11 protein-coding genes are annotated in these 13,428 nt (G+C 66.6%); 7 read left to right on the top strand and 4 right to left on the bottom strand.

What is annotated here, in order from left to right:
- The first annotated feature begins 60 nt into the window (after positions 1–60).
- On the top strand, positions 61–948 hold the full coding sequence (locus CEY05_RS22505; RefSeq protein WP_088599507.1) for an inositol monophosphatase family protein: 888 nt from the start codon (positions 61–63) through the stop codon (positions 946–948).
- Between the two features lie 93 nt (positions 949–1,041).
- On the opposite strand, the gene CEY05_RS22500 is transcribed toward CEY05_RS22505, so the two are convergent.
- Positions 1,042–2,718, bottom strand: a complete 1,677-nt coding sequence (locus tag CEY05_RS22500) for an AMP-binding protein (RefSeq protein WP_088599506.1) — start codon at positions 2,716–2,718, stop codon at positions 1,042–1,044.
- A 121-nt stretch (positions 2,719–2,839) separates the two neighbouring features.
- Here CEY05_RS22500 and CEY05_RS22495 point away from each other — a divergent pair, with 121 nt between their 5' ends.
- On the top strand, positions 2,840–4,039 hold the full coding sequence (locus CEY05_RS22495; RefSeq protein WP_088599505.1) for a M20 aminoacylase family protein: 1,200 nt from the start codon (positions 2,840–2,842) through the stop codon (positions 4,037–4,039).
- A gap of 105 nt (positions 4,040–4,144) precedes the next feature.
- On the opposite strand, the gene CEY05_RS22490 is transcribed toward CEY05_RS22495, so the two are convergent.
- On the bottom strand, positions 4,145–5,074 hold the full coding sequence (locus CEY05_RS22490) for a LysR family transcriptional regulator (protein ID WP_088599504.1): 930 nt from the start codon (positions 5,072–5,074) through the stop codon (positions 4,145–4,147).
- A 508-nt stretch (positions 5,075–5,582) separates the two neighbouring features.
- On the opposite strand from CEY05_RS22490, the gene CEY05_RS22485 reads away from it, so the two are divergent.
- From CEY05_RS22485 to pagP, 4 genes are all read left to right on the top strand, one after another.
- A complete protein-coding gene (locus tag CEY05_RS22485; RefSeq protein WP_369825982.1) occupies positions 5,583–6,635 on the top strand; it encodes a YeiH family protein in 1,053 nt (350 codons plus the stop codon).
- Positions 6,636–6,746: 111 nt separating this feature from the next.
- The gene (locus CEY05_RS22480; protein WP_088599502.1) at positions 6,747–7,160 is read left to right on the top strand and encodes an acyl-CoA thioesterase; all 414 of its coding nucleotides are present in this window, start codon (positions 6,747–6,749) and stop codon (positions 7,158–7,160) included.
- A gap of 12 nt (positions 7,161–7,172) precedes the next feature.
- Complete coding sequence (gene mgtE / locus CEY05_RS22475) at positions 7,173–8,660, top strand: magnesium transporter (RefSeq protein ID WP_088599501.1); 1,488 nt, start codon at positions 7,173–7,175, stop codon at positions 8,658–8,660.
- 281 nt (positions 8,661–8,941) lie between these two features.
- A complete protein-coding gene (gene pagP / locus CEY05_RS22470; RefSeq protein WP_088599823.1) occupies positions 8,942–9,430 on the top strand; it encodes a lipid IV(A) palmitoyltransferase PagP in 489 nt (162 codons plus the stop codon).
- 10 nt (positions 9,431–9,440) lie between these two features.
- On the opposite strand, the gene CEY05_RS22465 is transcribed toward pagP, so the two are convergent.
- Positions 9,441–10,010: a gamma-glutamylcyclotransferase gene (locus CEY05_RS22465; protein WP_233161662.1), complete on the bottom strand. Its 570-nt coding sequence runs from the start codon at positions 10,008–10,010 to the stop codon at positions 9,441–9,443.
- A 318-nt stretch (positions 10,011–10,328) separates the two neighbouring features.
- Here CEY05_RS22465 and CEY05_RS22460 point away from each other — a divergent pair, with 318 nt between their 5' ends.
- A complete protein-coding gene (locus CEY05_RS22460; RefSeq protein ID WP_088599822.1) occupies positions 10,329–12,665 on the top strand; it encodes a molybdopterin-dependent oxidoreductase in 2,337 nt (778 codons plus the stop codon).
- Between the two features lie 22 nt (positions 12,666–12,687).
- Here CEY05_RS22460 and CEY05_RS22455 read toward each other — a convergent pair whose 3' ends face one another.
- Complete coding sequence (locus CEY05_RS22455) at positions 12,688–13,407, bottom strand: VOC family protein (RefSeq protein WP_088599499.1); 720 nt, start codon at positions 13,405–13,407, stop codon at positions 12,688–12,690.
- Positions 13,408–13,428: the final 21 nt, after the last annotated feature.

Here is a 13,428-nt window from a genome sequence, read left to right as displayed (position 1 = left end):
ACGGCCGCCGGCACACCGCCAGGTTCGCCGCCTGCCTCCTACGTATAAAGGTCACACTGCATGCAAAACACCAGCCAGACTCCGTCGACGGATGCACCTCTCGACCTGGGCGCGGCCTTGGATGCCGCGGTAACGGCGGCACACGCCGGCGCCGCCATCCTGCAATCGTATTCGCACCATCGCGCCGATCTCGTGATCGACCGCAAGGCCCGTAACGATCTGGTGTCCCAGGCGGACCGCGAAGCCGAGGAAGCGGTGATCCAGGAACTGCGCGAGCGCACGCCCCACTTCGGCATAGTCGCCGAGGAAACCGGCGGCAAGGTCGCCGGCCGCGCCACCTGGTATATCGACCCGCTCGACGGCACCACCAACTTCCTGCACGGCATCCCGCATTATGCCGTGTCGATCGCGCTGATCGCCCATGCCGGCACGCAGGTCGCCGCCGGTACCACGGTGGACGTGGATACGCCCGTGGTGGCCGCCATCTACGACCCCTGCCGCGAAGAACTGTTCAATGCCGTCTACGGCATCGGCGCCTGGCTCAACGGGCACCGCATCCACTGCTCGCGCACGGCCACGCTGGACGATGCCGTGCTGGCCACGGGCTTTCCTTTCCGCGACTTCTCCTTCGCCAACCAATACATGCCCAGCCTGCACCACGCCATCGAGCACACGCGCGGCGTGCGGCGCCTGGGCGCGGCCTCGCTGGACCTGGCCTGGACCGCGGCCGGCCGTTTCGACGGCTACTGGGAAATGGGCCTGGCCCCGTGGGACGTCGCCGCCGGCACCTTGATCCTGCGCGAAGCGGGCGGCGTGGCGGAAGACATGTATGGCATCGATCCGTGGCCCATCGGCGGCTATGTGGTCTCGGGCAACCCGCATATCGCCCAGGCCTTGAAGGGCATGCTGGCGCCGCATCTGACAGCGCCGACGAAGGCGCCGACCTAAGCAGCGAGGCGCGGGCACCGGCGCAGGCGCCGGCGTGAACACCGGGAAACAAGCCCGAGCGTGAGCACCGCGGCCCACCATGGGCTGCCCCAATCACTGCTCGCGCAATTCGCGCCGCAGGATCTTGCCCACATTGCTCTTGGGCAACTCCGCGCGGAACTCGACCATGCGCGGACACTTGTACCCGGTCAGGCGCGTGCGGCACCAGTCCTTTACCTGGGCTTCGGTCAGGGCCTCATCGTCGCGCACCACATAGGCTTTCACCACTTCCCCCGAATGGGTGTCGTCGACGCCCACGGCCGCCACTTCACGCACGCCCGGCAAGGCGGCGATGGCATCCTCGACTTCGTTGGGATAAACCTTGAAGCCCGAGACCGTGATCATGTCCTTCTTGCGATCGACGATGCGGACATAGCCCTGGTCGTCCATCACGCCGATGTCGCCGGTACGGAAAAAACCGTCCTCGGTCATCACCATGCGCGTCTCGTCGGGCCGGCGCCAATAGCCCCGCATCACTTGCGGCCCACGGATGCAGACCTCGCCCCGCTCGCCATAGTCCAGCTGCCGGCCGGCATCGTCCAGGATGGCAATGTCGGTGGAGGGCACCGGCAAACCGATGCTGCCGGAATAAATGAGGGAATCGGTGGGATTGACGGCGGCGACCGGCGCGGTCTCCGACAGGCCATAGCCCTCGATCACCGGCCGCCCGGTCATCTTCATCCAGCGCTCCGCCACCGCGCCCTGCACCGCCATGCCGCCGCCGAAGGTCAGCCGCAAGGCTGAAAAATCCAGCGCGGCGAAGGCCGTGTTGTGCGATAGCGCATTGAACAGCGTGTTGACGCCCGGGAAGATGTTCACCGGCGTCCGCTGCCACGCCTTCACCAGCGTCGCGTGATCGCGCGGATCGAGGATCAGCAGATTGCGCATCCCCGCGTGGATGCCGTACAGGCCGCACACCGTCATGGCGAAGACGTGATACAGCGGCAAGGCGCTGAGGATGGTCATCTGCCCGGCGATATCGTGCAAGGCCGGCCACGCCACGGCTTCGGTCTGCAGGACGTTGTTGGCCAGATTGCGGTGGGTCAGCATCGCCCCCTTGGGGATGCCGGTGGTGCCGCCCGTATATTGCAGCACCGCCAGGTTGTCCATGGACAGCACTGGCGGCTGGAAGCCGGCGCGCCGGCCCGCGTGCAATACCGCCGTCAGCTTGCGGGCGCCGGCGATGCGCCAGCGCGGCACCAGCTTCTTGACGTGGCGTGCCACGACGTTGACCAGGACTTCCTTGAACCCGCCCAGCAGGTCGCCGATGGCCACCACCACCACGTGGCGGAGCGCGGCCGGCGGGGTGGCGGCGCCGCGCACTTCCTGCACCACGTGCGCGAAGCGCTCCAGCACCACGATGACCTCGGCGCCGCTGTCCTCCAGCTGCCGCTGCAGTTCCATGGCCTTGTACAGCGGATTGACGTTGACCACCACGTGGCCGGCCCGCAGCACGCCCAGTACGCATGCCAGGTAGGCGGGTACATTGGGCATCATCAGGGCCACCCGCGTGCCCGGTGCCAGTTGCAGCGATTGCAGCCAGCCGGCGAAGTAGCGGGCGTAGCGGTCCAGCCGTCCATAGCTGATGTCGGTTCCCAGCGCCGTGCAGGCCACCCGGCTGGCGTAGCGTTCGCAGGCCCGGTCCAGCAGATCGACCAGGGACACATAGCCATCGGCGGAAATATCCGCGGGGACACCCTGCGGATAGTGGCTGAGCCATGGACGGGGCATGGTTAGTCTCCATTTAGTATGTTTTGGGTTTGATGATACGCTCAGATGTCCTCTCCCCGGCGTGCGCCCACCGGCGCCGCCCGCAGCCGCGCCTATCCGTAGCGCGCCCCTATGGTGCCCCATGAATCTGCTCGAACCCATCATCGCCTGGCAGGCGGAAATCGCCGCCATACGCCGCGACTTGCACGCGCATCCCGAACTGGCCTACGAAGAACATCGCACCGCCGACGTGGTCGCCGCCCAACTGGAGGCCTGGGGCATCCCCACGCATCGGGGGCTGGCGGGCACCGGCGTGGTCGGCACCATCAAGGGCCGCAGCGACAATGGCCGCGCGGTGGGCCTGCGCGCCGACATGGATGCCCTGCCCATGCAGGAAACCAACACGTTCGAGCACGCCAGCCGTACCCCCGGGAAGATGCACGCCTGCGGCCATGACGGCCACACCGCGATGCTGCTGGCGGCGGCGCGCTACCTGGCCGACCAGCGCAATTTCGACGGCACCGTCTACGTGATCTTCCAGCCCGCCGAGGAAAATGGCGGCGGCGCCAAGCGGATGGTCGACGACGGCCTGTTCGAAAAATTTCCCATGGAAGCGGTGTTCGGCATGCATAACTGGCCCGGGATGAAAGTCGGCACCTTCGGCCTGACTTCCGGCCCCATCATGGCGTCCAGCAACGAATTCATCATCAACATCACCGGCAAGGGCACGCATGCGGGGATGCCCAATCTGGGCGTCGATCCGGTGATGACGGCGGTGCAGGTGGCGCAATCGCTGCAGACCATCATTACGCGCAACCGCAATCCGCTGGATGCCGCGGTGCTCAGCATCACCCAGATCCACACCGGCAGTGCCGACAATGTGGTGCCCACCGAGGCCGTCATGCGGGGCACGGTGCGCACCTTCACGCTGGAGACGCTGGACCTGATCGAGCGGCGCATGCGCGAAATCATCGAGCACACCTGCGCCGCCCTGGATTGCCAGGTCGAGTTCATTTTCGCGCGCAACTATCCGCCTACCATCAACCATCCTGCCCACGCGGCTTTCTGCGCCGAGGTGATGCGCGGCATGGTCGGGGCGGAGAACGTCAATGCGGACGTCCAGCCCACCATGGGCGCCGAGGACTTTGCCTTCATGCTGCAGGCCAAGGAAGGCGCGTATGTGTGGATCGGCAATGGCGAAGGCGGCCATCGCGACGCCGGCCACGGGCTGGGGCCCTGCATGCTGCACAACGGCAGCTACGACTTCAACGACGATCTGCTGCCTTTGGGCGGGACGTATTGGGTGGAAGTGGCGCGCCAGTGGCTGGGGCAGGATCGCTGAGAAACGGGCGAGGCCCTGGGTCGGCGTGACCGTGGCTGGCGGCGGCCAAGTGCCGGCCCGCCGCGGTCGGGGACGCGCCTGGCTTCAGGCTTCAGGCGTCACGCGTCAGGCGACCGGGGCCGCGGCTTCGCGGCGGCAGAGTTCGAGGAATAACGCTGCGGCGCGGGCCGGGGCGGCGGCGTGGGGCAGCAGGATGCTCAAGGTGCGGGTCAGTCCTTCGGCATCGGGATTGTCCGGGCCGCCCGAGCTGCCGGGAGCGCCGATGCGCAGGCCCTTCAATGCCCCGTCCTCGTGCCGCATCGACATGACCGAGACAAAACCCACGCCCAGGCCGGCGCGTACTGCCTGCTTGACGCCCTCCACCCCCGCCAGCTCCAGCGCGACTTCGGGCGCCAGGCCGGATTGCGCGAAGGCCTGCTCCACCAGGCGCCGCACGCCTGAGCCGGGTTCCCGCATCACCAGGGAATAGCTGGCCAATTGATCCAGGGTGACCGAGCTGCCCTGCCCCAGCGGGTGGTCGGCCCGCACGACCGCCACGACCTCGTCGCGGCGCCAGGCATGGGCTTCGGTGTCGGCGGGCAGGCCGGTGGGGACCTCGCCTTCGATGAACGCCATGTCCAGCAGGGGTAATCGCTGCACGATCTGCGCGGTGTTGCCGTCCGACAGATGCAGCGTGACGGCCGGATAACGCTGGCGGAATTCGGCCACCAGGGCGGGCAGCAGATAGCTGGCTGGCGTCGTGCTGGCGCCCAGGCGCAGGGTTCCCGACGCCACATTGCGCCAATCATCGCGGACGGCGCGGGCCTGGCCATACGCCTGTCGCAGCAGTCGCGCCTGATCCGCCAGGCGTTCACCGGCGCTGGTCAGCACCACGCCGTGGCCGCGGCGGCGGTACAACGGTTCGCCGAACCAATCCTGCAGGGCCCGTAATTGTCCGGATACGGCCGGCTGCGACAGATGCAACATCTCGCCGGCCCGGCTGATATTCCCCGCGTCCGCCACGTAGGCAAACGTCAGAAGCTGCTCTGGGGTCATGGTGAAACCTCGTGAGAAGAATTTTTAAATGATGGGGTATCCCCCATCGCCCCTTCCTCGGGCTATCGCCCCTGCGGCCGTGCCCTGTCTGCGGGCGCGACGCGGATGCGGGACGTAACCTCCGCTCCGGTGGAGATATTTGGGTGATGGGGGATCCCCCCGTCACCCCTGCTTTGGGCTATCGCCCCGTGGCTGCGCCCTGCCTGCGGGCGCGGCGAAGATGCCAAGTGCAAACCTGCGCTCCTGCGGAGATATTTTTTGAGGGGAAATTCCCCCCATTTCCCAGTTCCCCATTTCCTCATGCCTTGCGTCGCGCGCCGGGTTCCGCCCCGGCGCGTTCTGTCGTGTCGCACGACGCGACGCTACGCGCGGGAGAGCGGGGAGCGCTTTCGATGCCATGGCCCACCATATCAGAATTTCCGATATTACATATCCATAAATGCCATTTTCCAAATAACACGATGCGATTTATTATTTCTTTAAGTTATTTGTTAATAAAGATATTCACATGTCGACCGCTGCTCTCCCCCTCCCCTCGCCCTGGCGCGACAAGCTCAACGGTGTGCTGTTCGTAGGCCTGCTGGCCGCCGCGGTGGTGCAACTGGCCGACCTGCCCTTCATCCGCGGGCTGGGTTTTTCCCCCCTGGTCGTGGGCATCGTCTGCGGCATGATCTACGGGAATTTCCTGCGCGGTACCATGCCCGCCGATTGGGGCATGGGCGTCAACTTCACCGCCCGCAAGCTGCTGCGTATCGCCGTCGCGTTCTACGGCCTGAACATCAGCATCCAGCAGATCGCCGCCGTCGGCCTGCCCGGCCTGGCGGTATCGGTGACAGTCGTGGTCGGCACCCTGGTCCTGGGCAACGTCGTCGGCCAGCGCCTGCTGGGCCTGGACCGCGACACCGCCATGCTCACCTCCGCCGGCAGCGCCATCTGCGGCGCCGCGGCAGTGCTGGCCTTCGAACCCACCTTGCGCGCCCAACCGCACAAGAGCGCCGTGGCGGTAGCCACCGTGGTGCTGTTCGGCACCTTGTCCATGTTCCTCTATCCGGTCTTCTACCACGCCGGCTGGCTGCACTTCGACACCCAGGCGCTGGGCATCTACATCGGCGGTACCGTGCACGAAGTGGCGCAAGTCGTAGGCGCGGCCAGCAACATCGACCCGGCCACCACGGAAGTCGCCACCATCGTCAAGATGACCCGCGTCGCCTTGCTGGTCCCCGTGCTGCTGGTACTCGGCTTGTGGCTGCGCAACAGCCGCGCCAAGGACAGCGACGGCACCACGGCAGGCGCCCCCGCCGCCAAGCTGCCCGTGCCCTGGTTCGCGGTGGGCTTCCTGGTGCTGGCCATCATCAACTCCCTGGGCATCCTGCCCGAGCAGGCCATCACCGTGGCCAAGCGCCTGGACGTGTTCGCCCTGACCATGGCCATGACCGCGCTGGGCATCGAAACGCGCTTCAGCCAGATCCGCAAGGCCGGTCCGCGCGTCCTGATCCTGGGCCTGATCATCTACGCCTGGCTGATCTTCGGCGGCTACGCCATCGTCAAGCTGGCCACCTGATGCGTGGACGCGACGCCGGCATCCGGCGCCGCCCTGTTGAGCACAAACGCGGCAGCGTTTTTCCTGCATAATCGGCCGGTTGTCCCAAGTTGTTCGTTCGGAACCGGCCTTATGACCTCCAGCAGCAAGCCCCAGCACTCTACTACCCTGCCCAAGGATCGCGAGCCGGCCCTGCGCGTCATGCCGCTGCCGGCCGACGCCAATGTGCACGGAGACGTCTTCGGCGGCTGGATCATGGCGCAGGTGGATATCGCCGGCTCCATTCCCGCGGCCCAGCGTGCCGCCGGACGCGTGGCCACGGTCGCCGTCAATTCCTTCCTGTTCAAGCAACCCGTATTCGTGGGCGATGTCTGCAGCTTCTATGCCGAAATCGTCAAGACAGGGACCACATCGGTGACCGTCTCGGTCGAGGTCTACGCCCAGCGCCGGCGCCTGGACGCCGAAATCGTCAAGGTCACCGAGGCCACCCTGGTCTACGTCGCCACGGACGACGCCCGCCACAGCCGCCCCTTGCCCGCTCTCTGACGGATCGCACGCATGACGGAAGCCGCCGCCGCGACTCAGTCACCGGCCCCCGCCCGCCAGCACACGCTGCGCCGCCTCGATCCGGAGGATGCCCAGCACGCGCTGGCCGAAGTGCATGAACTGCTGCGCCGCCAGCAGGTGGTGGCCAATCTGGTCCATCGCCAGGAGGAAGGCGACAACAAGGCCGACCTGGTCGAACAGCTGGTACAGCGCCAGCACGAAGCCGAACTCAAAGCCCTGGTCGACGGCCTGCATCCCGCCGACATCGCCTTCATCCTGGAGTCCCTGCCCAAGGACGAACGCCAGAATGTCTGGCGCCTGGTCAGCGCCGAACACGACGCCGACGTGCTGCTGGAAGTGGAAGACTGGGTCCGCGAATCGCTGATCGAGGCGATGGACCGCCAGGACCTGGTGGCCGCCACCGGCAGCCTGGACGCCGACGAACTGGCCGACCTGGCGCCCGACCTGCCGCCCGACGTGGTGGCCGAGGTGCAGAAAGGCCTGACGGAAGAAGAACGGGCCCAGTTGCTGGAAGCGCTGGGCTACCCCGAGGACAGCGTCGGCGCCATCATGGACTTCGAGATGGTGCGCGTGCGTGAGGACGTGACGCTGGAAGTCGTGCTGCGCTACCTGCGCCGCCTGCATGAACTGCCCGACCACACCGACCAGATCTTCGTGGTCGACCGCCAGGACAAGCTGCAAGGCACGCTTTCCCTGTCCACGCTGCTGGTCAGCGAACCGGAAACCGACGTCCGCGAAGTGATGACCACCGACTACCTGTCGCTGGCCCCGCTGGATTCCGACGCCGACGCGGCCGGGGCCTTCGAACGTTACGACCTGGTCTCCGCGCCGGTGGTGGATGACCAGGGCCGCCTGATCGGCCGCGTCACCATCGCCGAAGTGGTGGACGTGATCCGCGAAGACTCGCAGGAACAGGACCTGTCACGTGCCGGTCTGCAGGAAGAGGACATCTTCGCCCCGGTCAAGATGGCCTTGCGCAACCGGGCGCCCTGGCTGCTGTTCAACCTCTGTACGGCGGCCACGGCCTCCTTCGTCGCTTCGCGCTTCGAGGACACCGTCAGCCACATTGTCATCCTGGCCTTCCTGATGTCCATCGTCGCCGGTATCGGCGGCAACTCGGGCAACCAGACCATGACCATGATCATTCGCGCCCTGGCGATGGGCCGCATCACCGGCCGCAATCTTTGGCAACTGGTCAAGCGCGAGCTGCTGGTGACCTTGCTGGTGGGATTGTGCGGCAGCCTGGTGGCGGCCGGTTTCGCCTGGGGCATCTCGCATTCGATTTCCATCGCCCTGGTCATGATGGCCGCGATGATCTGCAATATGCTGGTCGGCGCCTCCGTCGGCGTGCTGGTGCCCATGGTGCGGGCGCGCTTCGGCAAGGATCCCGCCATCGGGTCGTCGGTGCTGCTGACGTTCGCCACCGATTCGCTGGGATTTTTCATCTTCCTGGGACTGGCCACCGTCTTCCTGCTGTAGCCGGTCCACCGGCCTTCCGCTTGCATCTTTCATCTTGCCCTCCGGGGCAAGGCGTCTTACCCTGCAAAACACGGCAGGTCAGACGAAACGGAAGAGGGGGCGCAGCCTTGTTCATCCAGTCGAAAGTCCGAGTCACAGCCCGAGCCACGGATCGAATCACCGCTCGACCCGCGGCGCCACCCACAGCGCGCCCTACCCCCCCACCGCCCCGACCGCCATCCACCGCCGCGTGCCGCCATGCCGCCGCGCTGGCCCTGGCCGCCACGGCCACGGTGCTGCCCATGGCAGCCACCGCCTGCGACAGCATGCCAAGCTACATCCAGTTCGCCTGCAATCGCGCAGACCAGATCTGGACCGAAGGCAACAGCGATCTTTATCTCAGCGGCTGGGCCTGGCATAACCGTAACCACTATGCGCCCTCCACCATCAGCCGTTTCCGCGAATTCGCAATCGGCGGCGGCTACGGGCGCAGCCTCTACGATGCCGATGGCGACTGGCATGCCATCTACGGCATGGCCTTTCTCGATTCGCACAGCAACGTGCAGCCCGTGGCGGGTTACGGTTACCAATACGTCGGCCACTTCGCCGGTGATTTTCGTCTAGGCGCGGGCTACACGCTGTTCGTGACAGCGCGCAAGGACATGATGCACTACATCCCGTTTCCCGCCGCCCTGCCCCTGGTCTCCATGGGCTACAAGCAGGCGAACATCTACGCCACCTATATTCCGGGCGGCAATGTGCTGTACATGTTCGCGCGATGGTCGTTTTGAATCGACGCGCTCAGCAGAGCGGGAGCAGGCGCCGCACCAGGGCGCCCAGGCGGCAATCCTCGATGCCGTTGGCGCGCAGCGCCTTGTCGGTTTCCACCACGTATTCCAGGCAGGCGCCCGAACGGCCCACCGCGGTACGGATGGCGGCCATGCGGTTTTCTTCGGTAAGTTCGCCGGCGTAATTGGTGCAGCCGCGATTGAGCACGAACACCAGCCCGCTGACGTTGCCGGCGTCGCTATGGCAGTTGAGCCAGCGCGGCGTGTAGGCGCTGTCTATCATCTCGCGTTCCCACAGCGCCGCGAAAGCCTGGGGTACGTCGGCGGCGGCCACCCGGAACGCGACGCCGCGGCAGCAGCCGCCACGATCCAGCCCGAACACCAGGCCGGGAATTTCACGGGAACCGCGATGATGATGGGACCACAGGCACAGGGAGCGGTGGTAACCCTTGACGGTGGTGATGCGGCGTTCCTGCCAGGCGAAGCCCGGGCGCCAGATCAACGAACCGTAAGCAAAGACCCAGAGGTCGTCGGTGCCGTTCCAGTGTCCCAGGACACTGTCCAAAGAATCATGCTCCGGCATTTGCGCCTGCAGGCATGGCAACTCAGAGACTACCGCCGACATAGAGGACCTATCCTTTTGCCCGTTCGCTCCGTTCGGGTCAGTGTTAATGCTAAACCTCGGCATGGAAAAAAGGATTGCACGATGACGGCGGCGTGACCGGTTGAAATAAAAATCCTGTTCCCGTTGCTGCGCCACAACGAAAAATTTTGCTCCTTATCCCCGGTAGCTCTGAACAAGGCGGCGGATGCAGCCTGACGGTAGCGCAAGTGGCGGCGGCGAACGGGCGCGGGGCAGGCGCGGCGAAAGGTGCGCCGCAATCTGGGCGACAATGCCCGCATGTCCGCAGTCACCCGCCACCCCACGTTGTCGCACTGGGGCGCCTATACGGCGCTGGTCCAGGACGGCCGCCTGATCGCTTGCGAGCCCTTCCCGCATGACCCGGCCCCCTCCAGCCTGATCCACGCCATGCCCGCCATGGTGCATTCGCCCTTGCGCGTGCGCCGGCCCGCCGTGCGCGAAGGATGGCTGCGGGGACGCAACGCCGGGCCCGGCGCGACGCGCGACACCACCGGCCGGGGCAGCGACCGCTACGTGGAAATCGGCTGGGACCAGGCCCTGCGCCTGGTGCACGAAGAACTGCAGCGCGTGCGCGCGGCGCACGGTCCCCATGGGATCTTCGGCGGATCCTATGGCTGGGCTTCAGCCGGCCGGGTCCACAGCGCGATCACCCAGACCCATCGATTTCTCTATGCCGGCGGCGGCTGCATCGAACAGGCGGGCAATTACAGCTGGGGCGCCGCGCAATTCCTGCTGCCGCACGTGATCGGCACCTTCAAGCCGCTGACCGGCCGCGTCACCGACTGGAACAGCGTCGCCCACCACACGCAACTGCTGCTGGCCTTCGGCGGCATGCCCTTGCGCAACGCGCAGATGATCGCTGGCGGCGCCGGCGCCCACACCACGGAACAGTGGCTGCGCCGCACGGCCGAACGGGGCGTGCGCTTCGTCATCATCTCGCCCACCCGCGGCGACGTGCCGTCCTGGCTGGACGCGGAATGGGTTCCCATCCGCCCCAATACCGACGCGGCCATGATGATCGCCATGGCCCATACCCTGCTGGTGGAGTCCTGGCACGACGAAGCCTTTCTGCACACCCACTGCGAGGGATACGCCGCCTACGCCGCCTATCTGCGCGGCGACGCCGACGGCCAGCCCAAGGACGCCGACTGGGCCCAAGCCATCTGCGGCGTGCCGGCCGCCACCATCAGGGCGTTGGCGCGGGCTGCCGCCGGCAGCCGCACCCTGGTCAATTGCACGTGGTCGCTGCAACGCGCCCACCGGGGCGAACAGCCTTACTGGGCCAGCATCGCGCTGGCGGCCATGCTGGGCCAGATCGGCTTGCCCGGCGGCGGGTTTTCCTTCGGTACCGGGTCGATCAACAGCGCCTCCAATCCACGGCCGGACGTGGCCGGCCCGGAGATGCCCGACCTGCGTAATCCGGCGCCGCGCGCCATCCCGGTGGCGCGTATCGCCGACATGCTGCTGGCGCCCGGCGCCGAGTATCAATTCAATGGCCGCACGGGCATCTATCCGGACGTGCGCCTGGTCTATTGGGCAGGGGGCAACCCCTTTCACCATCACCAGGACCTGAACCGCCTGGCGCGCGCCTGGCAGAAGCCGGAAACCATCATCGTGCACGAGAGCTGGTGGACGCCCACCGCCAAGCGCGCGGATATCGTCCTGCCCGCCACCACCACGCTGGAACGCAACGACATCGGCGGCTCCACGCGCGACCGCTACGTTTTCGCCATGCACCAGGCCCTGCCGCCGCAGGGCCAGAGCCGCAGCGACTTCGACATCTATCGTGAACTGGCCGCCCTGGGAGGCTTCGAAGCGCACTTCACCGAGGGCCGCGATGAGATGGCCTGGATCCGCCACGTCTATGCCCGCATGGCCGAGCGCTGGCGTACCGGTCCGGTCGCCATGCCGGAGCCGCCGTCCTTCGACGCGTTCTGGCGGCAAGGCTATATAGAGCTGCCGGAAACCGAACGCGATTTCATCCTGTTCGAGGATTTCCGCCGCGATCCGGCCGCGCATCCGCTGCAGACGCCCTCCGGCCGCATCGAACTGTATTCCAGCAAGGTCGCGGGTTTCGGCTATGAAGACTGCCCGCCGCATCCGTGCTGGCTGCCGCCGGCCGAGTGGCTGGGCGCGCCCGCCGCGCGACAGTGGCCGCTGCACCTGATCACCAGCCAGCCGGCTGACCGCCTGCACTCACAACTGGATCCGGCGCCGCAATCGCGCCGCCACAAGATCCAGGAACGCGAACCTGTGCGCATCCATCCCGCCGATGCCGCGCCGCGCGCAATCGCGGACGGGCAGGTGGTGCGCGTGTTCAATGCACGGGGGGCGTGCCTGGCGGGCGCCATCCTCGATGACGGCGTCAGTCCGGGCGTGCTGGTGATGTCGACGGGGGCGTGGTTCGATCCAGGCAAGCATGTTGAACGCCACGGCAATCCCAATGTGCTGACCCTGGATATCGGGACGTCGCAATTGTCCCAGGGCAGCAGCGCGCTGTCTGCACTGGTGGACATCGAAGCATGGCAGGGGCCGGTACCGGCGTTGCGGGCATATGAATCGCCGCTGGCGAACGACGCCGCGGACGCAGGCTGAAGCCGAAACTACGGGCCGCGAACTACAGGCCGATATCCAGCGTGTAGTGGCTGCCCGCCCGGTTTTCCAGCGTCAGCGCCACCAATCCCGGCTGGCTGGCGGCGGCGTCGGGAGCGACGTGCAGCCGCACATTGCCCAGCAGCACATCCCAGCCATCCCCGGCCGCCTCGACCGGTACGTCGGCCACGTGCGCCAGCGTCTCGGCCGTGGCACGCGCATCAGGCGAGCGCGCATCGATGCGCGTCACGCCAAGCGCGCCATTGGGATGATCCATCAAGGCCGGCGTCCACACATACTCCGGCGTGATATGGCGGCAGAAGTACATGCGGATCCCCGGCACGGGTTGCTCGGCGAAACGCACGGTATGGAATTGCGCCTCGACCTCCTGCCCGTCGAACTGGGCGCTGCGCTTGAGCACCTGCACCGGATTGACGGCATAGCCGGCGTCGCGCAGACGCTCGTAGGTCGCCTGCGCATCGTTGGTGCGCAACACCAGCGCTTCCAGGCCCAACGGCGAATCGGCGATTTCCTTGCGCGCCGGCGGCTTGCCAGGCGGCCAGCCCAGCAACTCGATGTACGCGCTTTCCAAGACGATCAGGCGATTCCACGACCCCAGGTTGTGGATCGCCGTTTCGCTCAAGGTATAGCCCTGGCGCTCGAAGTGCGGCGCCATTTCCTGCAGGCGATCGCGCACCATGATCACGGCATGATCGAATTCAGTCCGTCCCACCGCATGCAACATGGCGCGCTCCTCCATCGTGTC

This window comes from Achromobacter sp. HZ34 (assembly GCF_002209485.1).
Classification (GTDB): Bacteria; Pseudomonadota; Gammaproteobacteria; order Burkholderiales; family Burkholderiaceae_B; genus Bordetella_C.
Note: the sequence above shows the minus strand (reverse complement) of the source record. Positions and strands in the feature narration are given on the sequence as shown.

Excerpts from the sequence above, each read along its gene's own strand:
- CEY05_RS22455 (WP_088599499.1), bottom strand. The coding sequence starts at position 13,407 with ATGTTGCATGCGGTGGGACGGACTGAATTCGATCATGCCGTGATCATG.
- mgtE (WP_088599501.1), top strand. The coding sequence starts at position 7,173 with ATGACGGAAGCCGCCGCCGCGACTCAGTCACCGGCCCCCGCCCGCCAG.
- CEY05_RS22480 (WP_088599502.1), top strand. The coding sequence starts at position 6,747 with ATGACCTCCAGCAGCAAGCCCCAGCACTCTACTACCCTGCCCAAGGAT.
- CEY05_RS22495 (WP_088599505.1), top strand. The coding sequence starts at position 2,840 with ATGAATCTGCTCGAACCCATCATCGCCTGGCAGGCGGAAATCGCCGCC.
- pagP (WP_088599823.1), top strand. The coding sequence starts at position 8,942 with ATGGCAGCCACCGCCTGCGACAGCATGCCAAGCTACATCCAGTTCGCC.
- CEY05_RS22485 (WP_369825982.1), top strand. The coding sequence starts at position 5,583 with ATGTCGACCGCTGCTCTCCCCCTCCCCTCGCCCTGGCGCGACAAGCTC.
- CEY05_RS22505 (WP_088599507.1), top strand. The coding sequence starts at position 61 with ATGCAAAACACCAGCCAGACTCCGTCGACGGATGCACCTCTCGACCTG.
- CEY05_RS22490 (WP_088599504.1), bottom strand. The coding sequence starts at position 5,074 with ATGACCCCAGAGCAGCTTCTGACGTTTGCCTACGTGGCGGACGCGGGG.
- CEY05_RS22500 (WP_088599506.1), bottom strand. The coding sequence starts at position 2,718 with ATGCCCCGTCCATGGCTCAGCCACTATCCGCAGGGTGTCCCCGCGGAT.
- CEY05_RS22465 (WP_233161662.1), bottom strand. The coding sequence starts at position 10,010 with ATGCCGGAGCATGATTCTTTGGACAGTGTCCTGGGACACTGGAACGGC.
- CEY05_RS22460 (WP_088599822.1), top strand. The coding sequence starts at position 10,329 with ATGTCCGCAGTCACCCGCCACCCCACGTTGTCGCACTGGGGCGCCTAT.